General features: G+C 72.8%; 20 protein-coding genes and 1 CRISPR repeat array. Of the genes, 14 read left to right on the top strand and 6 right to left on the bottom strand.

Going from position 1 to position 24,265, the window contains the following annotated elements:
• Positions 1 to 59: 59 nt before the first annotated feature.
• Genes cas3 through cas2 form a run of 7 tightly spaced genes read left to right on the top strand, consistent with a single transcriptional unit; the run spans position 60 to position 7,678 of the window.
• Complete coding sequence (gene cas3 / locus O7606_RS18165) at positions 60 to 2,348, top strand: CRISPR-associated helicase Cas3' (protein WP_281595221.1); 2,289 nt, start codon at positions 60 to 62, stop codon at positions 2,346 to 2,348.
• A gap of 8 nt (positions 2,349 to 2,356) precedes the next feature.
• Entirely contained in the window at positions 2,357 to 3,040 is a 684-nt protein-coding gene (cas5c, locus tag O7606_RS18160; RefSeq protein WP_281599746.1) for a type I-C CRISPR-associated protein Cas5c, read from the top strand.
• On the top strand, positions 3,040 to 4,866 hold the full coding sequence (gene cas8c / locus O7606_RS18155; RefSeq protein WP_281595220.1) for a type I-C CRISPR-associated protein Cas8c/Csd1: 1,827 nt from the start codon (positions 3,040 to 3,042) through the stop codon (positions 4,864 to 4,866). Before cas5c ends, cas8c begins: the two co-directional genes overlap by 1 nt.
• Entirely contained in the window at positions 4,863 to 5,726 is an 864-nt protein-coding gene (gene cas7c, locus O7606_RS18150) for a type I-C CRISPR-associated protein Cas7/Csd2 (RefSeq protein ID WP_281595219.1), read from the top strand. Before cas8c ends, cas7c begins: the two co-directional genes overlap by 4 nt.
• Positions 5,723 to 6,370, top strand: a complete 648-nt coding sequence (gene cas4 / locus O7606_RS18145) for a CRISPR-associated protein Cas4 (RefSeq protein WP_281595218.1) — start codon at positions 5,723 to 5,725, stop codon at positions 6,368 to 6,370. The genes cas7c and cas4 overlap by 4 nt, the downstream gene beginning before the upstream one ends.
• On the top strand, positions 6,363 to 7,388 hold the full coding sequence (cas1c, locus tag O7606_RS18140; protein WP_281595217.1) for a type I-C CRISPR-associated endonuclease Cas1c: 1,026 nt from the start codon (positions 6,363 to 6,365) through the stop codon (positions 7,386 to 7,388). Before cas4 ends, cas1c begins: the two co-directional genes overlap by 8 nt.
• Positions 7,388 to 7,678 carry a CRISPR-associated endonuclease Cas2 gene (cas2, locus tag O7606_RS18135; RefSeq protein WP_281595216.1) on the top strand — a complete coding sequence of 97 codons (291 nt, stop codon included), beginning with the start codon at positions 7,388 to 7,390 and terminating at the stop codon, positions 7,676 to 7,678. The genes cas1c and cas2 overlap by 1 nt, the downstream gene beginning before the upstream one ends.
• A 126-nt stretch (positions 7,679 to 7,804) precedes the next feature.
• Positions 7,805 to 8,707: a CRISPR direct-repeat array (repeat unit 36 nt; unit sequence CTGCGCCCGGTCTCCGGACCGGGCGAGGATCGCAAC).
• A gap of 584 nt (positions 8,708 to 9,291) precedes the next feature.
• On the opposite strand, the gene O7606_RS18130 is transcribed toward cas2, so the two are convergent.
• Genes O7606_RS18130 through O7606_RS18120 form a run of 3 tightly spaced genes read right to left on the bottom strand, consistent with a single transcriptional unit; the run spans position 9,292 to position 11,490 of the window.
• Positions 9,292 to 10,473 (bottom strand): MAB_1171c family putative transporter, encoded by a 1,182-nt coding sequence (locus tag O7606_RS18130; RefSeq protein WP_281595215.1) that lies wholly within the window; start codon positions 10,471 to 10,473, stop codon positions 9,292 to 9,294.
• On the bottom strand, positions 10,466 to 11,020 hold the full coding sequence (locus O7606_RS18125; RefSeq protein WP_281595214.1) for an ImmA/IrrE family metallo-endopeptidase: 555 nt from the start codon (positions 11,018 to 11,020) through the stop codon (positions 10,466 to 10,468). Before O7606_RS18125 ends, O7606_RS18130 begins: the two co-directional genes overlap by 8 nt.
• Positions 11,017 to 11,490: a helix-turn-helix domain-containing protein gene (locus tag O7606_RS18120; RefSeq protein WP_281595213.1), complete on the bottom strand. Its 474-nt coding sequence runs from the start codon at positions 11,488 to 11,490 to the stop codon at positions 11,017 to 11,019. The genes O7606_RS18125 and O7606_RS18120 overlap by 4 nt, the downstream gene beginning before the upstream one ends.
• Positions 11,491 to 11,901: 411 nt before the next feature.
• On the opposite strand from O7606_RS18120, the gene purB reads away from it, so the two are divergent.
• Complete coding sequence (purB, locus tag O7606_RS18115; RefSeq protein ID WP_281595212.1) at positions 11,902 to 13,326, top strand: adenylosuccinate lyase; 1,425 nt, start codon at positions 11,902 to 11,904, stop codon at positions 13,324 to 13,326.
• 20 nt (positions 13,327 to 13,346) lie between these two features.
• Here the strand turns inward: purB and O7606_RS18110 are convergent, their stop codons facing one another.
• Complete coding sequence (locus O7606_RS18110; RefSeq protein WP_281599745.1) at positions 13,347 to 13,868, bottom strand: YbjQ family protein; 522 nt, start codon at positions 13,866 to 13,868, stop codon at positions 13,347 to 13,349.
• A 193-nt stretch (positions 13,869 to 14,061) separates the two neighbouring features.
• Entirely contained in the window at positions 14,062 to 14,748 is a 687-nt protein-coding gene (locus O7606_RS18105) for a DUF1986 domain-containing protein (RefSeq protein WP_281595211.1), read from the bottom strand.
• Positions 14,749 to 15,160: 412 nt separating this feature from the next.
• Between O7606_RS18105 and purS the strand changes: the two genes are divergently transcribed.
• From purS to O7606_RS18085, 4 genes are all read left to right on the top strand, one after another.
• Positions 15,161 to 15,424: a phosphoribosylformylglycinamidine synthase subunit PurS gene (gene purS, locus O7606_RS18100; protein ID WP_281595210.1), complete on the top strand. Its 264-nt coding sequence runs from the start codon at positions 15,161 to 15,163 to the stop codon at positions 15,422 to 15,424.
• On the top strand, positions 15,421 to 16,104 hold the full coding sequence (gene purQ, locus O7606_RS18095; protein ID WP_281595209.1) for a phosphoribosylformylglycinamidine synthase subunit PurQ: 684 nt from the start codon (positions 15,421 to 15,423) through the stop codon (positions 16,102 to 16,104). Before purS ends, purQ begins: the two co-directional genes overlap by 4 nt.
• Before the next feature lie 73 nt (positions 16,105 to 16,177).
• Complete coding sequence (purL, locus tag O7606_RS18090; RefSeq protein ID WP_281595208.1) at positions 16,178 to 18,946, top strand: phosphoribosylformylglycinamidine synthase subunit PurL; 2,769 nt, start codon at positions 16,178 to 16,180, stop codon at positions 18,944 to 18,946.
• 4 nt (positions 18,947 to 18,950) lie between these two features.
• The gene (locus O7606_RS18085) at positions 18,951 to 19,706 is read left to right on the top strand and encodes a 2-phosphosulfolactate phosphatase (protein ID WP_281595207.1); all 756 of its coding nucleotides are present in this window, start codon (positions 18,951 to 18,953) and stop codon (positions 19,704 to 19,706) included.
• A 210-nt stretch (positions 19,707 to 19,916) separates the two neighbouring features.
• Here O7606_RS18085 and O7606_RS18080 read toward each other — a convergent pair whose 3' ends face one another.
• Positions 19,917 to 22,034 (bottom strand): carboxypeptidase-like regulatory domain-containing protein, encoded by a 2,118-nt coding sequence (locus O7606_RS18080; RefSeq protein ID WP_281595206.1) that lies wholly within the window; start codon positions 22,032 to 22,034, stop codon positions 19,917 to 19,919.
• A 103-nt stretch (positions 22,035 to 22,137) separates the two neighbouring features.
• Between O7606_RS18080 and O7606_RS18075 the strand changes: the two genes are divergently transcribed.
• Both O7606_RS18075 and purF read left to right on the top strand, forming a co-directional pair.
• A complete protein-coding gene (locus O7606_RS18075; protein ID WP_281595205.1) occupies positions 22,138 to 22,491 on the top strand; it encodes a sterol carrier family protein in 354 nt (117 codons plus the stop codon).
• 177 nt (positions 22,492 to 22,668) lie between these two features.
• Entirely contained in the window at positions 22,669 to 24,234 is a 1,566-nt protein-coding gene (purF, locus tag O7606_RS18070) for an amidophosphoribosyltransferase (protein ID WP_281595204.1), read from the top strand.
• Positions 24,235 to 24,265: the final 31 nt, after the last annotated feature.

The raw sequence follows: 24,265 nt of genomic DNA, 5'->3' as shown, positions 1-24,265 counted from the left end.
TTCGCTCTGGCTGGATGGCCCGGTGATGAGAGGCCCTCGTGATGGTTGGGGGACTGCTCGTGTCGGTTGACGTTCCGCTGTGGGCGCACAGCCCGGCACCGGGCACCGACGTCTGGCACTCCCTCGAAGACCATCTCCGTGGTACGGCCGAGTTGGCTCGGCGGTTCGCGACGCCGTTCGGTGGGGGTGACCTGGCGTACTGGTTCGGGTTGCTGCACGACTGCGGCAAGGCCAGTGACGCCTGGCAGCAGCGGCTGGCGGAGGTCGCCGGCACCGACGGCCGGGTCGGCATCGACCACAAGGCGTTCGGCGCTCGCCTCGCGTACGAGCGAGGGCTGGGCATGTTCTCCATCGGCATCTTCGGCCACCACGGCGGCCTGCTCGACGCGGGCGTCTTCCGCGCCAGGCTCAAGGAGGCGCTGGCCAAGGCCCCGGAAAACATCGCCTCGGCGGAGCGGGCCCTGACCCGGCTGCTGCCGGAGCTGCCCGCCGACCTGAGCGCCGCACTGCCGGAGCTGTGGCGCACCGATCCGCTGGTCGGCGAGATGGCGCTGCGGCTCTGCTACAGCGCCCTGGTCGACGCGGACGGCCTGGACACCCACGCCCATCACCACCAGCTTCCGGCTCCCCGGGTGCGACCCGACGCCGACTTCGACCACCTGGCCAAGCGTTACGAGCAGCGGCGGGCGGAACTGCTGGCCGAGCGGCCCCGGTCACCCATCGACGGCCTGCGCGAGCAGGTGTACGCGGGGTGCCTCGCCGCCGCCGACCGGGAGCGGGGCATTTTCCGGCTGCACGCGCCCACCGGCGTCGGCAAGACTCTCGCCGCCGGCGGCTTCGCCCTGCGGCACGCGGCCCGGCACGGGCTTCGGCGGGTCGTCGTCGCGGTGCCGTTCCTGACGATCACCGAGCAGAACGCCGCCGTATACCGGGACATGCTGGACGAGGACGGCGTCGAATCGGTGGTGCTGGAGCACCACAGCCAGGTCGACTTCGACGGCGCGGCCGGCCGGTGGGGACGGCAGGCCGCCGAGAACTGGGACGCCCCGTTCGTCGTCACCACGTTCGTCCGGCTCTTCGAGTCGCTGTACGCGCGCAAGCCGTCCGCGATGCGCCGGGTGCACCGGCTCGCCGGTTCGGTGATCGTGCTGGACGAGATCCAGGCGCTGCCGCACGAGATGCTGGTGCCGATCCTCGACGGGCTGCGCCTGCTGGTGGAGCACTTCGGCACGACGGTGCTGCTCTCCTCGGCCACCCAACCGGACTTCTGGGCGCTGCGGGCGTTCCAGGGCTTCGACCGGTTCGAGCTGGTCGCGGACGTGCCGGCGCTGACCGAGCGACTGCGCCGGGTCACGTACGAGTGGCGGCTCGACCCCGCGCCCACGCTCGCCGACATCGCCGACGAGGCCGTGGTGGCGACCACCTCCGGCGACCCCCGGACCGGCACGGCGATGGTGGTGGTCAACATCACCGCCGACGCCCGCACCGTCTACCAGCGGTGGCAGGAGGAAGGGCTCGGTGACGTCGCCCGGCACCTGTCGACCCGGATGTGCCCGGCGCACCGCCGCCGGGTGCTGGCCGAGGTGACCGAGCGGCTGCGTACCGGGAGACCGGTCCTGCTCGCCACCACCCAGCTCGTCGAGGCCGGGGTGGACCTCGACTTCCCGGTGGTCTACCGGGCCATGGCCCCCGCTGACTCGCTGCTCCAGGCTGCCGGTCGGGCCAACCGGGAAGGCCGGATCGAGCGGGGACGGGTCATCGTCTTCGACCCGTCGGACGGCGGTCGACCGCCCGCGTACCAGGCGTTGGTCGGGGTGGCGGCGGACCTGTTCGGCCCGGGGAAGGCCGACCCCGACGACGACGCGGCGCTGACCTCCTACTACCGGCGGGTCTACCAGGCGCTCAACCTGGAGGACCGGGCGCACGTCGGGCAGCTCGTCCAGCAGGCGCGGCGGAAGTGGGAGTTCGAGACGGTCACCGACGGGCCGCCCCGGGACGGCGGCGCGTCCGCCCGGAACCGGGACCTGGCCTTCCGGCTGATCCGCGACGAGGGGATCTCGGTGGTCACCCCACAGGGCGCCGAGACCGAGGAACAGCGTACGGAGATCGAGGAGCTGGCCGAGCGGATCCGGAACGCCCCGGTGCCCGACCTGCGTGACCTGCGGCGGCTCCAGCCGTACACCACCACCGTGCACTCCGGTCTGCTCCGTGACCCGGTCGTGAAGGCGTGGATGCGGCCGATTCTGGGCGATCAGGTGCGGGTCGGCGGGCTGGTCGAGTGGATCGGCGACTACGACCCGGCGACCGGGATCACCTCCGACCCGATGACCGAGAGGTTCGTACTGTGACGACCGACGTGATCGACGGGATCAGGTTGCGCCGCAGCCCCGAGGGCGACCTGCCGGTGGTCGTCCAGGTCAGCGGCGAGGCGGCCCTGTTCTCCCGGCCGGAGCTCAAGGTGGAGCGGGTCACCTACCCGGTGATGACCCCGTCGGCGGCGGTCGGCGTCCTGGAGTCGATCTTCTGGAAGCCGGAGATGCGCTACGAGATCGTGGCGATCGAGGTGCTCCGGAAGATCCGGCAGTTCACCCTGCGGCGCAACGAGACCACCGACGTGGTGCCGCTCAGCGAGGCCGTCAAGGGCAGCCGCCGGGTGGACACCGTCGCGCACCGCGACCAGCGCAACGCCGTCTGTCTGCGCGACGTCGCCTACCGGATCCACGCGCACGTCGCCACCGCGCCGCACGCCGACAAGCCGGTCTCCGCGTACCGGGACCAGCTCCGCCGCCGGGTCCGCCGGGGCGCCTGCTTCCAACGGCCCTACCTGGGTACGCGGGAGTTCGCCGCCGAGTTCGGCTGGCCCGACGACACCCCCCGGCTGCGTGACCTCCACGAGGACGTCGGCATCATGCTCCACTCGATCCACCGGGAGGGTAAGGGTCAACCCCGGATGGAGTGGTTCGCCGCCCGGATCGAGGCGGGTGTGCTCCAGGTGCCGCCGCGCGGCATGGAGCTGGCCCTGCCCGCCGGGGTCGCCTGATGCTGCTGCGTCGACTCGTCGAGTACGCCGAGACGTCCGACGAGATCCTGCCGCCGTTCTACGCCCGCAAGCCGGTCCGGTTCCTGCTCCACCTGCGCCCGGACGGCACCCCCGACGGCGGGCTCGTCGACACCGCCCGCGCCGACGTACGGGAGCTGCGGTTCGGCGTGCAACGGCTGGTGCCCGCGGTGACCCGTGCCTTCGGTGTCGCGCCCGCGTTGGCCGCCGACACCGTCGAGTACGTCCTCGGCTGGACCGCCGACGGCTCGAACGTCGACCGGGTGCCGAAACAGCACGCCGCGTTCCGGGAACTCGTCCAGGACTGGGCGAAGGCCGAACCCGACGGACCTGCCCCCACGGTCGCCGCCTTCTACGCCGACGGCCACGCCGCCCGGCTCGCCAGACCCGACAAGTTCGGCCGGGCCGACCTGGTCACCTTCCTCGTGGCCGACCGGCCCGTCTGTGAAGACCGGACCGCGATCCGCCACTGGGGGACGGTCGCCGCCGGGCGTAAGGGCCTCGGCCGGGCCGGACTGTGCCTTGTCTGCGGCCAGAGCCGGGAGCTGCTGAAGACCATCCCGCAGCAGATCCCCAGGCGGCTGCTTCCCGGCGCGACGCAGAACTCCTCCCTGGTCAGCGTCAACGAGCGCGTGCACGGGTACGAGCTGACGAAGTACCTGGCGCACACGCCCATCTGCGTCAGCTGCGGCCTGACCTTCATGTCCACGCTGACCGAGCTGCTCGGCGACAGCCGGCACAGCACCGCCCTGCCCGGTCAACACGCCCGGCTGGCCTGGTGGTTGGTCGGCGGCTCCGGCTTCGACCCGATGGCCCCGCTGGACACCCCGGAACTCTCCCAGGCACGGGCCATGCTCGTCACCCCGGCCGAGGGCCGGAAGAACGGCGTCGACGACGTCTCCACGTTCTGCTCGGTGACCGTCGGTGGCAACGTCGCCCGCGCCGTTGTCCGGGACTGGGTCGAAATGCCCCTCACCACGGTCAAGGCGAACATCGAAGCCTGGCACGAGGACCACAGCATCGCCGACTGGTCCGGCCAGCCCACCCTGGTCCGGCTGATCCAGCTCGTCCGGGTCGCCGGCCGGTGGCAGGCCGGCCGGGGCGGGGCGCCCGGCACCTGGATCAAGCTGGGCGCGCGTGGCGAGGACCGGCCGGCGGGCCTGGAGAGCGCGCTGCTGCGGGCCGCCTGGCTGCGGCGTCCCCTGCCGCCGAAGCTGCTCACCCACGTGGTCGACCGCATCCGGATCGACGGTCGGGTCGACCCGGCCCGGGTCGCGCTGATCCGGCTCGCCCTGCGCCGCAGGCCAGGGGTCACCCCTGCCCAGTCAGAAAGGCTGACACCAACCTTGAACCCGGACAACAAGGACCCGGCGTACCTGTCCGGCCGGGTCTTCGCCGTGCTCGACGACCTGCAACGGACCGTCTTCCACCAGGCCGGCCAGAAGCTGAACACCACCTTCGCCGAGCGGTACATGGGCCGGGCCATCACCAACCCCCGGGCGGTGCTGGTCAACGGGCAGACCAACGCCACCGCCTGGCTCCGGCGACTGCGCGGCCCACTGCGCCGGCCCACCTGGGCGGACGCCTACGCCAGGCGACTCGAGGACATCTACGGGCGGATCGAGTCGATCCCGAACAGCGCGATCCTCGCGCAGAAGGCGCAGTTCGTCCTCGGCTACCACCAGCAGCGTGCCGCCCTGCGGGCCGAGCGGATCGAGGCCGCCGCCAACAAGAAGCAGACCGACCTGCCACCGGCCCCCGACGAGCAGCCGGCGGACGACAGCACCGACCAAGGAGACGCCGAATGAGCGACGCCCACCTCGACCCGTCCCGCCGCCATGACGCCGTGCTCCTCTTCGACGTCACCGACGGCAACCCCAACGGCGACCCGGACGGCGGCAACCAGCCGCGCACCGACGACGAGACCGGTCAGGGCCTGGTGACGGACGTCGCCATCAAGCGGAAGATCCGGGACACGGTGTCGCTGCTGCGCGGCGACGACCCGAGGTACGGCATCTTCGTGGAGGCGGGCCACGCGCTGAACACCCGGATCGAGGAGGCGTTGAAGGCGAGCGGCGACCGGTCCGCCGACGCGCAGCGGTGGCTCTGCGAGCACTACTACGACATCCGGATGTTCGGGGCCGTGCTGAGCACCGGTGGCAAGGGCGGGGCGGGGCAGGTCCGTGGCCCGCTCCAGTTCACCTTCGGGCGCAGCGTCGACCCGATCCTCCCCACCGACCACGCGATCACCCGGGTCACCCAGACCCGCCAGGAGGACATCGACAAGGGCGAGAGCACGGAGATGGGTTCCAAGTGGACCGTCCCCTACGGCCTCTACCAGGCCCGCGCGTACTTCTCCGCGCCGCGCGCCGCCAAGACCGGAGTCACCTCCGACGACCTCGCGGTGCTGTGGCGGGCGCTCACCCTCATGTTCGACCACGACCGGTCGGCCACCCGTGGCGAGATGAAACTGTGCGGCCTCTACGTCTTCAGCCACCCCGACGCGCTCGGCGTCACCTCCGCCGCCAGCCTGACCACCCGGGTCCGGCCGACCCTCAAGAACCCGGAGAAGGCCCCCCGGCGGTTCGAGGACTACGCGCTCGACCTGGACCTCACCGACCTGCCCGAGGGAGTCACCTGCACGAAGGTGGTCGACCTCTGGCCGTGACCGACCCCGCCGACGGTGACCCGCCGCTGGTCGAGGTGCCGCTGTCCGCGCTCGAACACTACGCCTACTGCCACCGGCAGACCGCCCTCATCCACGTCGAAGGGGTGTGGAGCGAGAGCGCGGACACCGTACGCGGGGACCTCAGCCACCGGGTCGTCGACCTGCCCGGCGTCACGAAGCGTGCCGGAGTGAAAGTGGTGCGGTCGCTGCCGGTGGCCAGCAGGGCGCACGGGCTCAGAGGCGTCTGCGACGTGGTCGAGTTCGACGGACGAGTTGCCGTGCCGGTCGAGTACAAGGTGGGCCGCTACCAGCCCGGCGGCCCGGCCGAGCTGCAACTCGCCGGGCAGGCGCTCTGCCTGATCGAAGCCGGCTTCGACGTGCCCACCGGGCACATCTACTCGGTCGCTGAGCGGCGCCGCCACCCGGTCACCATTGATGCCGCGATCCTCACCAGGGTCACCGAAGCCGCCGACGCCATCCGTCGACTGCTGGCGTCCGTACGGCTGCCCGTCGCCCGCAACGACACCCGGTGCCGCCGGTGCTCGCTGCGCGAGGACTGCCTACCCGACATCACCGACGGCCGGACGAAGGCCGCGCCGGTCGACCTGTTCACCCCACGACCTCTCGGACCATGGCGTGACTGAACTGTTGAACACCCTCTACGTCCAGACCCCGGGCACCAACCTCCGCCTAGACGGGGACACCGTCCGGGTCTACCACCCCGAACAGACCGGACGGCAGTTGCTGCCCCTCGTGCGCGTCGACCACCTGGTCCTCTTCGCCGGGGTCAACATCAGCGACGAACTGCTCCTCCGGTGTGCCGACGACGGCCGGTCCGTCAGCTGGCTGACCGGCATGGGACGCTTCCGGGCCCGGGTCGCCGGCCCCACCAGCGGCAACCCGCTGCTGCGGCAGGCCCAGCACCGGGCCGCCGATGATCCCGGCCACCGGCTCGCCATCGCGGTCGCCATGGTGGCCGGCAAGGTGCACAACTCGCGCCAGGGGCTACTACGCACCGCACGGGACACCACCGGGCACCGGCAGGTCGCCCTCCGGGCCAGCGCCGAACTGCTCGCCCAGCGCCTCGACCTGCTGCGGGAGGCGTGCAGCGTGGACGAGACGCTCGGCGTCGAAGGCATCGCCGCGCGGGACTACTTTGCCGCCCTGCCGTACCTGCTGACGGACAAGAAGTGGCATCCGGCAGGACGCAACCGTCGGCCGCCGACCGATCCGGTGAACTGCCTGCTCTCCTTCCTGTACGGCATGCTGAGGGTCGCCGTGCACGGCGCGTTGGAACAGGTCGGGCTCGACCCGTACATCGGCTTCCTGCACGGCGTACGGCCGGGCAAGCCCGCGCTCGCGCTCGACCTGATGGAGGAGTTCCGGCCACTGTTGGCCGACCGGCTCGCGTTCACCCTGCTCAACCGGCGCGAGCTGACCGCAGGTGATTTCGAGGCGCTGCCCAACGGCGCGTACCGCCTCACCGACGCCGGCCGGAGGACCGTGCTGAATGCCTGGCAGACCAGCCGGCGGCGGACCTGGCCCCACGCCCAACTGAAACACGAGGTGGCGGGGGCTCTGCTACCCCTGGTGCAGGCCCGCTTGCTCGCCCGTCACCTTCGGGGTGACCTGGACGCGTACCGCCCCTGGACCGTGAACTGATGGATCTGCTCATTACGTACGACGTCGAAACGATCACTCCGGCGGGTGAGCGGCGGCTCCGGCGGGTCGCCAAAATCTGCGAGGCGTACGGCCACCGGGTCCAGAAGTCGGTGTTCGAGGTCGTCTGCCGGGAGGCCGACAAGGTCAAGCTGGTCGCCGCGCTGCAATCCGTCATCGACCCCGTACGCGACAGCGTCCGCATCTACCGCCTACCTGCCAACGCCCTCGACGAGGTCGAACACCTTGGTAAGCCTCGGCACATCGACCCACGCGGCCCCTTCGTGATCTAGGAACCTCCGGTGAACACGGAATCCCCGGGAGGTTCCGAGCCAAGAAATGTGGCTAAGATGCCCGAATCGGACTCTCGTTGCACCTCTAACGCCTCGAAGAGAGGCTATATGTGCAGCTCGGGAGCCCTGCGCCCGGTCTCCGGACCGGGCGAGGATCGCAACTCCGTGATCAGCCCCGGGCGTGCCGAGCAGGCGGCCCCTGCGCCCGGTCTCCGGACCGGGCGAGGATCGCAACTCCGCCTCCAGGGCGCGCGTGCCGGCCGGGCCGAGCGCTGCGCCCGGTCTCCGGACCGGGCGAGGATCGCAACGCCGACCGGGGTCTGCTGCGGGTCACATACACGGCCTGCGCCCGGTCTCCGGACCGGGCGAGGATCGCAACCGAGACAGCACCTCGGCAGCGAGGGTGAGCAGCACTGCGCCCGGTCTCCGGACCGGGCGAGGATCGCAACTCCTCGGTGGTCTTGGTCCGCTCGGCACGCTCCGCCTGCGCCCGGTCTCCGGACCGGGCGAGGATCGCAACCTCGTGCTCGGTGGGCGCGGCGGGCTTCGGGTCCAGCTGCGCCCGGTCTCCGGACCGGGCGAGGATCGCAACTCCGCCAGTTCGGCGGCCTCGGCGTCGATCGAGTGCTGCGCCCGGTCTCCGGACCGGGCGAGGATCGCAACGACTTCGTCGACATGCCGGCCGTGGGCACGCATCCGCTGCGCCCGGTCTCCGGACCGGGCGAGGATCGCAACGGCCTCCGGCGTGCCGGTGGAGGGCAGTCACCGCGATGCTGCGCCCGGTCTCCGGACCGGGCGAGGATCGCAACACCCGGGGCGGGGCCAGCGACATCCCGCTGATCGGTCGCTGCGCCCGGTCTCCGGACCGGGCGAGGATCGCAACTACGGGTCGACGGTCGAGGCCGTCGCGTCCGGAGCCACGCTGCGCCCGGTCTTCGGACCGGGCGAGGATCGGAACACCGTCTAATCGTTCGTGTCGGCCGGCAAGTGGAGGCTGCGCCGGTCTGCGGAGCGGGTGAGAGTCACGACGCTGGTACGGAGGCGGCGGTTGGTCGGCGGTGGTGCGCCTGGACGACGCTTCCGGCACTGCGCTGGTACCCCCGGCGGCTTCCGGTCGGTGCCTGACGAGCAGGGTGGCCCCGCTGGAGGCGGCATCGGGTGGCCCTGCACCTCCGCCGCGCGCTGCTGGTCGGTTGGCCGGTAGCACAACCGGGGCAGCTCGACAGGCTCTCACCAGCAACCCGGCCACCCCGGCCCGCCACGGTCGCGTCCGGCCCGCCACCCCGGCCCGTCGCCCCCGGCCCGCACGTGGTCGTCGCCCGATGTGGCCTCACCCGTGACGGCCCGTCCAGGCCAGGGCCCCCGCCCACGGCCGCCGGGAACCCCCCGGCCCACGGCTGCCGGGAACCCCCGGCCCACGGCTGCCGGGAACCCCCCGCCGAGGGTCGCCGGGGAACGCCCCGCCGAGGGCGGGCGGTGGCCGTTTCCTTGATGTGGCGGGGTCGACGGGGCGGGATGCCCCGATATCGGCGAAACCGGGTTGATCAAGAGGCGGGTCGATCAAGAGGCGGGTTGGTCAAGAGGCGGGTTGGTCAAGAGGCGGCGTCGGTGGTTCAGGCGTCGGCGGGGTCCCGGGCGGTGATGCCGACCAGGGGCGAGTTGGTGAAGGCGTGCGCGACCCGGGCCAACTGCTCGACCTCGCGTACCTCGTCGAGGGCCGGATCGGGCGGGTCGGGGCGTTCCGGTCGGCGTGGGCGGACGTCGGCGCGCATCGCGGCCAGCGCGGCGCGCAGCTTGGCGGCCTCGACGACGGCGGCCAGGTCGTCGCCGCCGAGGCCGTCGGCCTCCGCACGGCGGCGGGCCCGGTCCCCGACGGCTTCGCTGAGGTACGGGCGCAGCACCAGCCGGGCGTCGTAGATCTCGATGACCCGGCGGTGCAGCCGGTCCGCCGGCCGCCACCAGCGCTGCTCGTGGGCCAGCCGCACGGCGGGTACGGCGGCGCAGAGCGCGGCCCAGAGCGGGCGGAGCTGGCGGAGCAGCCGGATCCGGTGGGTGGTGCCGGCGACGTTGTCGAGTCGGGGGGCGAGGGCCGGCAGGGTCAGGCCGGTGATGACCAGGAGCGCGCCGGCGCTGGCCGTGATCGGGACGATCGCCTCCCAGCGGGGCGGGTGCCAGCCCAGCGCGGTCAGCACGTCGAGGAACCGGGCCGCCGCGTAGACCAGCCCGAGCACGGCCCCGACGGCGGTCATCCGCAGGCCGCGTCGCACCCAGCCGGGCCCGGCCAGGCGGGCGTACGGCCAGCAGATCCGGATGATGTCGAGCAGCCCGGCGGTGAACGCCACCAGGTACGTCAGCAGGTACGCGGCGAGTGGCGGCCGGTGGGCGTAGGCGACCACGAAGTCGGTGTGGTGGGTCCGGGTGGGGCCGATGGCGACGAAGAGCACGGTGAGCAGCACCGCCACCGCGGCCAGCGAGACCAGTCGGTTGCGGCTGCGGCGGCGGGCGGTCTCGGCGGGGTTGGTCCACCAGAGCAGCAGCACCTGGAGGCTGGTGGAGAAGCCGACCACGCAGAGGTGCGCGACGAGCGCGGTGGCGTTGTCGAGCCCGGTGACCCGGTCGGCGAGCGCCCAGACGGCCGGTGTGGAGACGGTGAAGGTCACCGCGAGCAGCGCGAACGCGCTGGTGACCGCGTGGCGGGCCGGGGCGACCGGGCCGTTGCGCATGCCGGAGCAGAGGCGGGCGCCCGCGGCCACCCAGGCGAGGACGGCGAGGACGGGGTAGAGGAGCTCATGCATCGGTGACCGGTCCGCTCAGGGACTGTCGGATCCGGTCGACGACCGCGGCGGCCGACGGGTCGGCGGTGGTGGCGGCCGGGTCGGCGGGTCGTCCGGTGGTGGGCGTCGGTCGGCGTCCGGTGTGCTTGCGGAGCAGGTCGGCGATCACCTCGGCCTCCCATTCGGCCCGCTCGTCGAAGCCGGGCACCCGGCCGAGCACGGAGGTGACCATGTCCGGGTCGAGGGTGGGCATCAGCAGCCGGGCGAGTTGGGTCGCGCCGACCGGGCGGGCGGCGTGCCCGGCCAGCAGGTGGCCCAGCTCGTGCGCGACGATGTGCCGCTGGTGCAGGGGGCTGGTCCGGTTGTCGTACGCGACGTAGTGGCTCTGTGGGGTGCTGAGGACGATGCCGCAGGGGGCGGCGGTGGGCAACGGCAGCGGGAGGAGCTGGACCGGCCGGTCGAGGCGTTCGGCCACGGCCTGGCAGAGGGCCGCGCTGTCCGGGGTGGCGGGGACCCGGATTCCGCTGGTGAGGCGCGTCAACCGGCGTTTGGCACGCCACCCGGTCATGACGGTCCGTCCCCCGCCGGGCCCGGCTCGACCGGTTCGCGGTCGGTGAGGCCCTCCAGTTCGAGGCAGCGGTCGACCATCTGCTGGATGACCTGCTGGCTGGCCGGGGAGAGGCCCTTGTGCTGGAGCACGGTGCGCAGCGACACGTGCTGCACTTGGAGCTTGCGCAGGGCGCCCAGCGTCTTCAGGTCGGCGATGGTGTGCCGGGCCTGCTCGTCGTCGAAGAAGTACGCCGCGCTGACGCCGAAGAACTGGGCGAGCGATTCGATGTGCTCTTTGGTGGGATTCGTCCGGCGACCGGTGCGTAACTGCCAGATGTACACATCGGAAATGGATCCGCCCGCCGCGCGAATGGCCGCCGCGACGTCTTTGTTGCTGTGCGGATTTTCCCGACCGGCGGGACGTATCGTGTCGAAGAGCAGGTTGAGCCGGTCCGCGAAGGACGTCCCGTCCTCGGCTGGGCTGTTCAAGGCCGCTGCACCTCCGCGGTAGCTGGGAAAGCTCAGATTAACCGGCGTTCGCCCGTCATTAACTTCAGTTGACGGCCGGCGCGCATCCATCGTAAGCTCATCGATGTTGGCGTGTGGCCTGACCCTGATCAGCATCTCTCATTCCGGTGTTCGCGTCGTCTGGGGGGATTTGGCGCCGACCCGGTAATGCAGAGGCCGGCATCCACGGGGGGAGATGCCGGCCTCTGCCACGCACCCTAGCGACGCGTCCCGCCCGGTGCAACGGGCAGACGATGATCGATCCAGCCCGCTGGGTCGGGTCGCCCGCACGGGGGCGTTCCGGTCCCGTCCGGGGTGCGGCCGGACGGGCCCCGGTCACCCGGCCGCCGCCCGCCGCGCGGCCCGGGTCCGACCGTGCCGGACAATGGCCGGGTGACGACGATTCCGAACGTGCTCGCCCACCGGTACGCCTCCCCCGAGCTGGTCGCCCTCTGGTCGCCGGAGGAGAAGGTACGGATGGAACGGCGGCTCTGGCTCGCCGTCCTGAAAGCCCAGCGGGATCTCGGCGTGCCGCTGCCCGACGGGGGCGTCGAGGCGTACGAGCGGGTCCTCGACCAGGTCGACCTGGCCTCCATCGCCGAGCGGGAGCGGGTCACCCGGCACGACGTGAAGGCGCGGATCGAGGAGTTCAGCGCCCTCGCCGGGCACGAGCACGTGCACAAGGGGATGACCTCCCGGGATCTCACCGAGAACGTCGAGCAGCTCCAGATCCGGGCCTCGCTGGAGCTGATCCGGGACCGGATGGTGGCCGCGCTGGCCCGGCTGGCCTGGCTCGCCCACGAGCACACCGACCTGGTGATGACCGGCCGGTCGCACAACGTGGCGGCGCAGGCGACCACGCTGGGCAAGCGCTTCGCGTCGGCCGCCGAGGAGCTGCTGGTCGCGTACGAGCGGGTGGAGGACCTGATCGGCCGGTACCCGCTGCGGGGCATCAAGGGCCCGGTGGGCACCGCCGCCGACCAGCTCGACCTGTTCGACGGCGACACCGGCCGGGTGGCCGAGCTGGAGCGGCGGGTCGCCGGGCACCTGGGCTTCGCCCGGGTGCTGGACAGCGTCGGGCAGGTCTACCCGCGCTCGCTCGACTTCGACGTGGTGGCCGCGCTGGTGCAGGTGGCCGCCGCGCCGTCGTCGCTGGCCACCACGATCCGGCTGATGGTCGGTCAGGAGCTGGTCACCGAGGGCTTCAAGCCCGGCCAGGTCGGCTCCAGCGCGATGCCGCACAAGATGAACACCCGCTCCAGCGAGCGGGTCAACGGGTTCGCGGTGATCCTTCGGGGCTACCTGTCGATGGTCGGCGAGCTGGCCGGCGACCAGTGGAACGAGGGGGACGTGTCCTGCTCGGTGGTGCGCCGGGTGGCCCTGCCGGACGCCTTCTTCGCCGCCGACGGGCTGTTCCAGACGTTCCTCACCGTGCTCGACGAGTTCGGGGCGTACCCGGCGGTGGTCAACCGGGAGCTGGAGCGGTTCCTGCCGTTCCTGGCCACCACGAAGATCCTGGTCGCGGCGGTCCGGCGCGGCGTGGGCCGGGAGGTCGCGCACGAGGCGATCAAGGAGCACGCGGTCGCGGTGGCGCTCGGCATGCGGGAGCGGGGCGCGGCGGAGAACGACCTGTTCGACAGGCTCGCCGGCGACCCGAGGCTGGGCCTGACCCGGGCCGAGATCGCCGACCTGGTCGCCGACCCCCGCGCCTTCACCGGCACCGCCGCCGCCCAGGTCGAGGCGGTCACCGCCCAGATCACCAAGATCGTCACCCAGCGCCCCGAAGCCGCCGCCTACTCCCCGCCCCCCATCCTCTGAGCCCCGCCCCGCCCGCTGGGTCAGGAGCCGCGGGTGGGGGTTTCGGCGGCGGTGGAGAGGGTGGGGGCGCTCGGCGGCTCGGCGATGCCGCCGGGGGCCTCGGCGATCTCCGCGTCGTGCGCGGTGCCCGCCGCCACCAGCGGCTGGTCGGGGGGCATGGTCGCGGGCGCCCGGGGTACGACGACGACAGCCGTGCCGTAGGCGCACATCTCCATCCACATCTCACCGCAGTCGCGGCTGTCGAACCGCATCCCCACCACGGCGTTCGCGCCGAGCCGGCGGGCCTCCTCGCCGAGCCGGGCCACCGAGTCGGTACGCCAGCGGGTGAGGTTGTCCGGCGCCATCGGGTCGTACGCGCCACCGCGCAGGTTCTTCACGCCCTCGCGGTACGGGTTGCGGGTCCGGGCCATGGAGGACACCACTTCGCCGAGGACCTGGCGGATCTCGTAGCCGGGGAGCGAATCCGTCGTCACGACCAGCACCCACCGATGTTGACATCCGCCCGGGCGGGCGGTTCGCGAGCCGTGTTCACCTCGCCTGATGCTGCGAAACGGCACGGTGGGCGGCGAACGCCGCGTCACGCCGGGAACGGGCACGGTAGGAGCGGACAGGCACGCCCGCCGGGAACGGCGCGGCTGCTCGGAAACGGTACGGCGCGGACGGGCCGGTCGAGCGGCCTCGTCCGCGCCGTTCGGGCGCGCCGGGTCGGCACCCCGGCGTGCGCCGGGGTGGCTGTCAGATGCCGGTGACCGAGGTGATCCAGGAGCGGCTGGAGGCGACGCTGGAGTAGTTCTGGATGGTGGTGCCGTTGGCGGTGGAGGCCACCCCGACCTGCCGGCCGTTGTAGAACTGCGGGCCGCCCGAGTCGCCCCGCCACGCGTTGCCGTTGACCCGGGTGCTGCGGATGGCCGGGCCGCCGTACGCGTCGGTGGTGGTGCCGGTGACCTGGACGGTGGCGGTCTTGAGCTGGCTGGACGCGCCGCATCCGCTGTAGCAGGTCATGCCCCAGCCGTAGATGCTGTTGCTGGAGCCGCTCGGCGGGTTGCTGGTGCCCAGCGTCACGTACGAGGTGCTGACCGCGCTGGAGAGCCGCATCAGGGCCAGGTCGTAGCGGGTGTAGCTGGCGCTGACGGTGCGGGTGGTGCCGCCGGAGGCGTAGTAGACGCTGCCGATCCGCACCGACATCGAGCCGCTGACGCAGTGCCGGGCGGTGAGCACCCATTCGGCGCCGATGACGCTGCCGGAGCAGGTGAACGAGCCGTTGCTGAACACGGCGGCGGCCCACGGGGCGGAGCTGACGTAGCTGCCGCCGATGATGTAGGGGGTGACGTCGGCGGACGGGGCGGCGGTGGCCGGCGCGCCGAGGCCGAGCGTGCCGACGAACGCGGCGCTGAGGGCGGCGACCAGGTGGCGGATTCGCATGGTGGAGGACTCCTTCGGCGGGGGCCCGGGATCACCGGGGTCAGGCGGGCCGTCGACGGGTCACCTGACCCGCCGGGTCGTCGAAATCCATCGACATCTGTCGACGTACAGTAAGAGGCGGTCGGTCGCGTCGACAAGAGCCGGATCGATACCGGTCGGTACATACCGGTTTTCGTGAGCGTCCCTCGCGTTCCGTCGCCCGGGTGGCCGTCCGCCGGGGAGCCGCCGCCGGGGCCCGATCCCGGTACGCGGGCGTGTCGACGCCCGTCACGGTCGACCCCCGGCCCATAATGTGGATCAACACGTGGGCGGCGACCGGCCGGTGCGTCCGGGGCGTCATCTGCCAGGTAGGCTGGCTGGGCTCGCCCGTTCTGGGTCGGCACCCAACTGCGTACACAGTCAGGAGTGCCCAGTGCCTCGCGTCGTCGTCGACGTCATGCTCAAGCCCGAGATCCTCGATCCGCAGGGCCAGGCCGTCGCAAACGCGCTGCCGCGGCTCGGCGTCGGTGACGTCGCCTCCGTCCGGATCGGCAGGCGCATCGAGATCGAGTTCACCGGTGAGCCGGATCTGGACCGCGCCCGGGAGATCGCCGACAAGCTGCTCGCCAACCCGGTCATCGAGGACTTCACCGTCCGTCTGGTCGAGGCCGACGACCTGCTGGACGCGCGCCCGTGACCGCGCGCGTGGGTGTGGTGACCTTCCCCGGCTCGCTGGACGACGGGGACGCCGCCCGGGCCGTCCGCATCGCCGGCGGTGAGCCGGTCCGGCTCTGGCACGGTGACGCCGACCTGCGCGACGTCGACGCCGTGGTGCTGCCCGGCGGCTTCTCGTACGGCGACTACCTGCGCTGCGGGGCGATCGCCCGGTTCGCCCCGGTGATGGAGACCGTCGTCGACGCCGCCCGTGGCGGGCTGCCCGTCCTCGGCATCTGCAACGGCTTCCAGATCCTCTGCGAGGCGCACCTGCTCCCCGGCGCGCTGACCCGCAACCAGCACCTGCACTTCCGCAACCGGGACCAGGTCCTGCGGATCGAGGCGACCGGCACCGCCTGGAGCAACGAGTACCAGCCCGGCCAGGAGATCCTCGTCCCGGTCAAGAACGGCGAGGGCTGCTTCGTGGCCGACACCGCCACGCTGGACCAGCTCGAAGCCGAGGGGCGGGTCGTCGCCCGCTACCTCGGCGGCAACCCGAACGGGTCGCAGCGGGACATCGCCGCGATCACCAACGCCGCCGGCAACGTGGTCGGCATCATGCCGCACCCGGAGCACGCGGTGGAGGCGCTCACCGGCCCGTCCCTGGACGGTCTCGGCTTCTTCACCTCGGTCCTCAAGCACCTGGTGGGAGCGCCGGCGTGAGCCGGCACCACAGGATCATCGGTCAGCTCAGCCACCCCCGTCCCGGTGGCCGCGAGCGCAGCGAGGAGAGGTCATGACCACCCAACCGGACCCGGCCGCCCCGGTCAGCCCGGCCGCCGCCGCGAGCGCCCCGGCCGTCCCGGCCCGCCCGTCGGCTGTCGACCCCCGGGCTGTCCGGCTCGACACCGTGCCCCGCGCCGCCGACACCCCCGAAGAGCTTCAGCCGTACGCGGAGCTGGGGTTGCGCGACGACGAGTACGACCGGATCCGGCAGATCCTCGACCGTCGGCCCACCCAGTCCGAGCTGGCCATGTACTCGATCATGTGGAGCGAGCACTGCTCCTACAAGTCGAGCAAGGTGCACCTGCGGCAGTTCGGCGAGAAGGCCCCGCCGAGCGACCGGCTGCTGGCCGGCATCGGCGAGAACGCCGGCGTCGTGCAGATCTCCGACGAGCTGGCGGTCACCTTCAAGGTCGAGTCGCACAACCACCCGAGCTTCGTCGAGCCGTACCAGGGCGCGGCGACCGGCGTCGGCGGCATCGTCCGGGACATCCTCGCCATGGGCGCCCGCCCGGTCGCGGTGATGGACCCGCTGCGCTTCGGCGCGGCCGACCACCCGGACACCGCCAGGGTGCTGCCCGGCGTGGTGGCCGGCGTCGGCGGGTACGGCAACTGCCTCGGCCTGCCGAACATCGGCGGCGAGGTCGTCTTCGACCCCTGCTACCAGGGAAACCCCCTGGTCAACGCGCTCTGCCTCGGTGTGCTGCCGGTGGACCGCCTGCAGAAGAAGGAGGCCGCCGGCCCCGGCAACGTGGTGGTGCTGATGGGCGCCAAGACCGGCCGGGACGGCATCGGCGGGGTCTCCGTGCTGGCCAGCGCCACCTTCGACGAGGGCAGCGAGAAGCGCCGCCCGTCCGTTCAGGTCGGCGACCCGTTCATCGAGAAGCTGCTGATCGAGGCGTGCCTGGAGCTGTACGACGCCGAGCTGGTCGTCGGCATCCAGGATCTCGGCGGGGCGGGGCTGACCTGCGCGCTCACCGAGACCGCCGCGGCGGCCGGCACCGGCATGCGGGTCTGGCTGGAGCGGGTGCCGCTGCGCGAGCCGTCGATGGAGCCGCACGAGATCCTCGCCAGCGAGTCCCAGGAGCGGATGCTGCTGGTCGTCGAGCCGGAGCAGCTCGACGCGGTGCTGAAGACCTGCGAGAAGTGGGGCGTGCTGGCCACCGCGATCGGTGAGGTCACCCCGCCGGCCGAGGACGGCCGGCCGGGCCGGCTGCTGATCACCTGGCGGGACCAGACCGTGGTGGACGTGCCGCCGGGCTCGCTCGTCGACGACGGCCCGGTCTACGCCCGCCCGATGCGGGAGCCGGCCGACCTGATCCTGCTCCAGGCCGACCGGGCCGAGACGCTGCCCCGGCCACGTACGCCGGAAGCGCTGCGGGAGACCCTGCTGCGCATGGTCGCCTCACCGAACCTCTGCGACCGCACCTGGGTCACCGAGCAGTACGACAGGTACGTGCTGGGCAACACCGTGCTCGCCCAGCCGGAGGACGCCGGCGTGATCCGGATCGACGAGCGCACCGGCCTCGGCGTCGCCCTGTCGGTCGACGGCAACGGTCGCTACGCGCGCCTCGACCCGTACCACGGCACCCGGCTGGCGCTCGCCGAGGCGTACCGGAACGTCGCGGTGACCGGCGCGAAGCCGATCGCCGTCACCAACTGCCTGAACTTCGGCTCGCCGGAGGACCCGGGCGTGATGTGGCAGTTCGCCGAGGCCGTGCGGGGTCTCGCCGACGGCTGCCAGGAGCTGGGCATCCCGGTCACCGGCGGCAACGTCAGCTTCTACAACCAGACCGGCGCGGCGGCCATCCACCCGACCCCGGTGGTCGGCGTGCTCGGCATCCTCGACGACGTCGCCGAGCGGGTGCCGATGGGCTTCGACCCGCGTCCGGCCGGCGAGCACGACCTGATCTTCCTGCTCGGCGAGACCCGTACCGAGCTGTCCGGCTCGGAGTGGGCCTGGGTGACCCACGGTCACCTGGGCGGCGTGCCGCCGAAGGTGGACCTCGACGCCGAGCGGGCGCTGGCCGAGCTGCTGGCCGAGGCGGCCCGGGTCGGGCACCTGAGGTCCGCGCACGACCTCTCCGACGGCGGCCTGGCGCAGGGCCTGGTGGAAGCCTGCCTGCGGCGGGGCGTCGGCGCGCAGGTCGCCGTGCCGGAGCGGTTCACCGGTGGGTCGATGCCGTTCGTGTACCTGTTCAGCGAGTCCGCCGGGCGGGCCCTGGTCTCGGTGCCGCGCGGCCACGAGAAGGCGTTCACCGCCCTGGCCGCCGAGCGGGGCGTGCCGGTGGAGCCGATCGGGGTCACCGCCCCGACCGGTGCCGCGCTGGAGGTGCGCGGTCAGTTCCAGGTCGGCCTGGACGAGTTGCGGGCCGCGTACACCGGGACGCTGCCCAGGCTGTTCGGTGGCCCGGACGTGGTCGACGTGCCGGCCCCGGCAGCCGGTGTGGCCGGCGCGGTCGAGGCGGTGCCGCTGGCCGACATCCCGCCGGTCGACGCCGCCGCGCAGACCGACCCGCCGATCGCCGGGTCGGTGCCCGCCACGACCGCCCCCGACGAGCCGGCCCCGGTCGACCCGACGGACGCGGACAGCGCGTCGGAGACCGTCGGGCCGGACGCCGATCCGGCGGCGGACGCCGTCGGGTCGGGCGCGGACAGCGCGGCGGACGCCGGTGCCGGGTCGGAGGCCGCAAGGTCGGACGCGGCGGGCCGGCCGGACGCCGGGGCCGGTCCGGTCGACGGCGGGGAAGCAGATCCGCCGGCCGGTTCCGCCCGACACTGACGCGATGGCCGCCACGGTCTTCACCCAGCCCGGATCGGGCGCCCGGTTCGACTGGGGGTTGGCCGGGGCGGCCGAGCTCGGCCGGGTCTGCGCCGTCCTGGTGGTGGTGGACGTGTTGTCGTTCACCACCTCCGTGGAGGTAGCGGTGTCCCGTGGCATGCGGGTACACCCGTTCCCGTGGGGCGAACAGGCCGCCGAGTACGCCCGCCGGGTGGCCGGCACGGTCGCGGTGGGCCGCCGGCAGACGACCCCCGAGCACCCGTGGTCACTCTCCCCGGCCGCGTTGCGGGCCGCGCCCGTCGTGCCCGACCTGGTGCTGCCGTCGCCGAACGGCTCGGCGATCTGCGCGGCGGCCAGCTCGACCGGCCGGCCGGTCGTCGCGGCCTGCCTGCGTAACGCGGCGTCCGTCGGACGTTGGCTGTGCCACCACGGGTACGGCGCCGACGACGCCCCGATCGGGGTGGTCGCCGCCGGTGAGCGCTGGCCGGACGGATCGCTGCGCCCCTGCGTGGCGGACCAGCTCGGCGCGGCGAACGTGTTGGACGCGATCTCCGACGTGCCGGTCGGTCTGTCCGTCGAGGCGGCGATGGCGCTTGCCGCGCTCGCCAGCACCCCGGACGTGCCGGCGGCCGTCCGGGGGTGCGTCTCCGGCCGGGAGCTGGTGGAGGGTGGCTTCGCCGGGGACGTCGAGATGGCGGCTCAGGTCGACGTGTCCGACGTGGTGCCGGTGCTGCGTCAGGGCGTCTTCACCGCCTACTGAGCCGCGCCGGCAGCCTCAGGCTACTGAGCCGCGCCGGCAGCCTCAGGGCCCAATCCGTTTCGGGGATAACGCGGCATCGGGACGAATCGTCACCGCGATATCCGGGATCTGGCGTGGGTCAGTCCCGACGCTGGGCGGCCGTCCCGAGGGAGGCCGCCCTTTCTGACGCCTGGGCTCAGTCTTCGCGCCGGTCGGCGGCGCGGAGACCGTTCAGTCTTCGTGCCAGTCGGCCCGGCGACCGCTGCGGTCCTGCGGAGGCTGACCGTCCCGGCCCCGGCCACCCTGGTCGTAGCCGCCCTGCTGGTCGTACCCGTAGCCGCCCTGCTGGCCGCCCTGGCCGCCGTAGCCGCCCTGCTGGTCGTAGCCGCCGCGCGGGTCGTAGCCGCCCTGCTGGTCGTAGCCGCCGGAGCCGTAGCCGCCCGAGCCGTAACCGCCGCCGGGCTGGTCGTACCCGTAGCCGCCCTGCTGCTGCCCGCCCCGGTCGCCGCCGTAGCCGCCCCGGCCGCCCTGGTCGTAGCCGCCCTGCTGGTCGTAGCCGCCACCGGCCGGCGTGCCGCCGTAGCCGTACCCGCCGGTCGGTTCCTGGCCCCGGCCGTAGCCGCCCTGGGTCTGGTCCGGGCCGTAGCCGTGACCGCCGTCGGCCGGCTGGTAGGTCGAGGTGGGGTAGGGGTCGGCGGGCGGAGCGTACCCGGGGGCGCTGTCGCCGCCGTAGCGACCGGTGGGCTCGTCGAACCGTTCCCCGTAACCGCTTCCGCCCTGGTTGGGGGTGGCGTATCCGCCGCCCGGCGTGCCGTAGTCCTGCTGGCCGCCGTAGCCGCCGCCGCCCGATGCGGGGGCGTTGCCGTAGCCGCCGCCACCGGACGCGGGCGCGTTGCCGTAGCCGCCGCCGCCCGATGCGGGGGCGTTGCCGTAGCCGCCGCCACCGGACGCGGGCGCGTTGCCGTACGGGCCGCCGGAGGACGGGGCGTTGCCGTAGCCGCCCGCGCCGTAGCCGCCGACCTGAGTACCGGCGGAGTCGCCGTAGCCGCCGCCCCAACCGGTCTGCCCGGACTGACCGCCGTAACCCGGCCCCTGCTGCGGGGGGATCGGGGGCGCGCCGTACGGGTCCGGCGGGACGTCGTCGACCAGCGGCCGGTTGTGCATCATGGTCGGCGCGTCGGCGAGGGCCGCGCCGCCGACCATGGTCGGGTCGGCGCCGACCCGGTTGACCACCCGGGTCTGGTCGTCCGCGCCGCCCCGGTACGCCCCGCGCGCGGCGGGAACCGTGCCGCCCGCCGGCGCGCCGGTGTCGGCCTCCGGGTCGTCCTCGTCGACGCTTTCCTTGCGCTTCATCCAGAGCAGCACGATCGTGCCGACGCCGATGGCCACGAAGAGACCACCGAGGACGATCAGCAGCCACGAGCCGAACCCGCCGGAGTCCTCTTCGTTGGCGGCGTTGTCGGGCGTCCCGGGAGCGGCCTCGGTGGTCTCGGCGGTCGGCTCCTCGGTGGGGTCCTCCGTCGGCGTGGCCTCCTCGGTCGTCCCCGGGGTGGGGCTCGCGCTCGGCTCGACGGCCAGCGCGAGCGAGATCCGCTGACCGGTGACGCTCTGCCCGGCGTTGGCGGTGATGGACATCGTCTTGCGGACGTCGTTGAAGGTGGCGCCCAGCTCGATCCGGCCCGGGGAGATCGGGTTCTGGGTGCTCCCGTCGAACCGCCAGTCGCCGTCCTCGTCGGTGGTGGTGGTGTACGTGTGCCGCTGCGAGTCGATGAGCGCGACGGTCGCGTTGGGCACGGCCTTGCCGTCGCCGGAGTTGGTCACCCGGCCGGAGATCCGCTTGACCGTCTGGACCTGCGGCTGCGTGGTGGGCGCGGCCCGGCCGACCAGCGTGACGCTGGTGCTGGCCTCCTTGGTCTCGCCCGGCCCGCTCGCGTCGGTGGCCCGGACCGTGACGACCGCGGTGCCGTTGGCCGCGTCCTCGGCGAGCTGGAAGGTCGCCTCGAAGGAGCGGCCCTCGGTGACCCGACTGTAGGAGCAGCCGTCGACGCACCGCAGTTTGCCGTTGTTGGAGCTGACCTGGACGTTCGCCGGTGGGGCGCCGTCGGCGAAGTCGAGCGAGAAGCGGACCTTCGTGGACCTGCCGGCCTCGACCGAGCTCGGGGACGCCGACACGTCGTTGACGTCCGGGGCGGCCAGGGCGGGTGTGGCGGGGACGGCGAGCAGGGCGCCGGCAACCAGCGCTACGACCACACCGGCCCGCTGCTGCCAGGCACGTCGGTGTGTTGACACGTCCACCGCCTTCCGGTCTGACCTCCCCGGCTCCGACGGGGGTACCGGGCCGGGGATCATCACGGTTCGAATAACGCCGTCGGCAACTATGCCTTGTCTGCCTGGATCGGCGCGACCCAGGGCCGATGTCGGCCAGGTTACCGACGAGTCGTATCGTCCCGTCGTGTCCTCTCCGCACATAAAGTCCGCCGCGGTCGCGGCGGCGCTCGCGGCGCTCGACGAGGGGCGTACGCCCGAACGTCCGGTCCTCCGTGCGGCGGTCCGGGCACTGCTGGCTGCCCTTGCGGACCAGGCCCCCGGCCGATCGGTGGAGGTGCGTGTTCCACCATACGGCGCGATTCAGTGTCTTCCGGGGCCGCGACACACCCGCGGTACGCCGCCGAACGTGGTGGAGATGTCGCCGCCGGTGTGGCTGGCGCTCGCCACCGGACGCTTGGAGTGGTCCGTGGCGATCACGGAGGGTCGCGTTCAGGTGAGTGGGAGCCGGGCTGATCTCTCCGCCCATCTCCCCCTGTAGCTGGGATGATCACTTCTTGTCGATGACCGATGGGAGTGGCTCCGTGACTGTCGGTATACGGGGCCCTCGCGTACACTGTCAGGCGACGTCCCGGCCAACCGCGCGAGATCTGTGTGCGTGACCCAGTCTGTGTGTGTGAACCACCGGAGCAATCAGACCAGCAAGAGGGAGCGGCAGGTGCCCCGAGGCGACGGCCGGCTGAGCCATGACCTTGATCCCCAGCGACCCGGTCCCCAGGACGCCTGTGGCGTGTTCGGTGTGTGGGCGCCCGGCGAGGAGGTCGCCAATCTCACCTACTTCGGGCTGTACGCGTTGCAGCACCGGGGCCAGGAGGCCGCGGGCATCGCGGTGAGCGACGGCGCCAGCGTCGTGGTCTACAAGGATCTCGGCCTGGTGGCACAGGTCTTCGACGAGCCGACCCTGGCCAGCCTACGTGGGCACCTGGCGATCGGGCACACCCGGTACTCCACCACCGGCGGCTCGACCTGGGAGAACGCCCAGCCGACCATCCGGGCGACCAGCGCCGGCACCACCGTCGCGCTGGCCCACAACGGCAACCTGGTCAACAGCGCGGATCTCCAGCGGGAGGTCGCCGACCGGGGCCTCGGCTCGGACGGCGCGACCAGCGACACCTCCCTGGTCACCATGCTGTTGACCAGCCACCCCGACCTGTCCGTCGAGGCCGCCGCGCTGGAGGTGCTGCCGAAGCTGCGGGGGGCGTTCAGCTTCGTCTTCATGGACGAGACGACGCTCTACGCGGCCCGCGACCCGCACGGCGTACGGCCGCTGGTGCTCGGCCGGCTGGAACGGGGCTGGGTGGTGGCCAGCGAGACGGCCGCGCTGGACATCGTCGGCGCGAGCGTGGTCCGCGAGGTCGAGCCGGGCGAGCTGATCGCCATCGACGTCGAGGGGCTGCGGTCCACCCGGTTCGCCGCGCCGGAGCCCAAGGGCTGTCTCTTCGAGTACGTCTACATCGCCCGGCCGGACGCCACGCTGGCCGGGCGGAACGTGCACTCCACCCGGGTGCAGATCGGTCGGCAGCTCGCCAAGGAGCACCCGGTCGAGGCGGACCTGGTCATCCCGGTGCCGGAGTCCGGCACGCCGGCCGCGATCGGGTACGCCGAGGCGTCCGGCATCACGTACGGCGCGGGCCTGATGAAGAACCCGTACGTCGGGCGGACCTTCATCCAGCCGTCGCAGACCCTGCGTCAGCTCGGCATCCGGCTGAAGCTCAACCCGTTGCGGGAGAACGTCCGGGGCAAGCGCGTCGTGGTGGTGGACGACTCGATCGTCCGGGGCAACACCCAGCGCGCGATCGTCCGGATGCTGCGCGAGGCGGGCGCGCTGGAGGTGCACGTCCGGATCTCCTCGCCGCCGGTGACCTGGCCCTGCTTCTACGGCATCGACTTCGCCACCCGGGCGGAGCTGCTGGCCAACGGGCTGGACAACGAGGGCGTCCGGCGGTCGATCGGCGCCGACACCCTGGGTTACGTATCGTTGCCCGGTCTCATCGCCGCGACCGAGCAGCCGAAGACCCGGCTCTGCCGGGCCTGTTTCGACGGGGAGTACCCGATCGAGCTGCCCGCCGGGAACCTGATCGGCAAGCACGTGCTCGAAGGGGTGGGGCGTCGGGTCACCGGCGCCGCGCCGGAGGCCGGCGCCCGTTCCGCGTCCGCGGGCGGGGAGCAGGCCGCCACTCCACCACTCGTCGCCACTCCGGGCGGCCCGACCGCACACCCGTAGCACCACCAGCCGGCGCCGGGCCGTCGGCGAC

This window comes from Micromonospora sp. WMMD882, from assembly GCF_027497255.1.
In the GTDB taxonomy this organism is placed as follows: Bacteria; Actinomycetota; Actinomycetes; order Mycobacteriales; family Micromonosporaceae; genus Micromonospora.
The sequence above is the reverse complement of the archived record's forward strand: the minus strand, read 5'-3'. Positions and strand labels throughout refer to the sequence as shown.

What these genes read in the sequence shown, in the direction of transcription:
- cas8c (WP_281595220.1), top strand. Translation starts at nt 3,040, where the DNA reads ATGCTGCTGCGTCGACTCGTCGAGTACGCCGAGACGTCCGACGAGATC.
- cas7c (WP_281595219.1), top strand. Translation starts at nt 4,863, where the DNA reads ATGAGCGACGCCCACCTCGACCCGTCCCGCCGCCATGACGCCGTGCTC.
- cas2 (WP_281595216.1), top strand. Translation starts at nt 7,388, where the DNA reads ATGGATCTGCTCATTACGTACGACGTCGAAACGATCACTCCGGCGGGT.
- O7606_RS18130 (WP_281595215.1), bottom strand. Translation starts at nt 10,473, where the DNA reads ATGCATGAGCTCCTCTACCCCGTCCTCGCCGTCCTCGCCTGGGTGGCC.
- O7606_RS18125 (WP_281595214.1), bottom strand. Translation starts at nt 11,020, where the DNA reads ATGACCGGGTGGCGTGCCAAACGCCGGTTGACGCGCCTCACCAGCGGA.
- O7606_RS18105 (WP_281595211.1), bottom strand. Translation starts at nt 14,748, where the DNA reads ATGCGAATCCGCCACCTGGTCGCCGCCCTCAGCGCCGCGTTCGTCGGC.
- purL (WP_281595208.1), top strand. Translation starts at nt 16,178, where the DNA reads ATGACCACCCAACCGGACCCGGCCGCCCCGGTCAGCCCGGCCGCCGCC.
- O7606_RS18085 (WP_281595207.1), top strand. Translation starts at nt 18,951, where the DNA reads ATGGCCGCCACGGTCTTCACCCAGCCCGGATCGGGCGCCCGGTTCGAC.
- O7606_RS18080 (WP_281595206.1), bottom strand. Translation starts at nt 22,034, where the DNA reads ATGATCCCCGGCCCGGTACCCCCGTCGGAGCCGGGGAGGTCAGACCGG.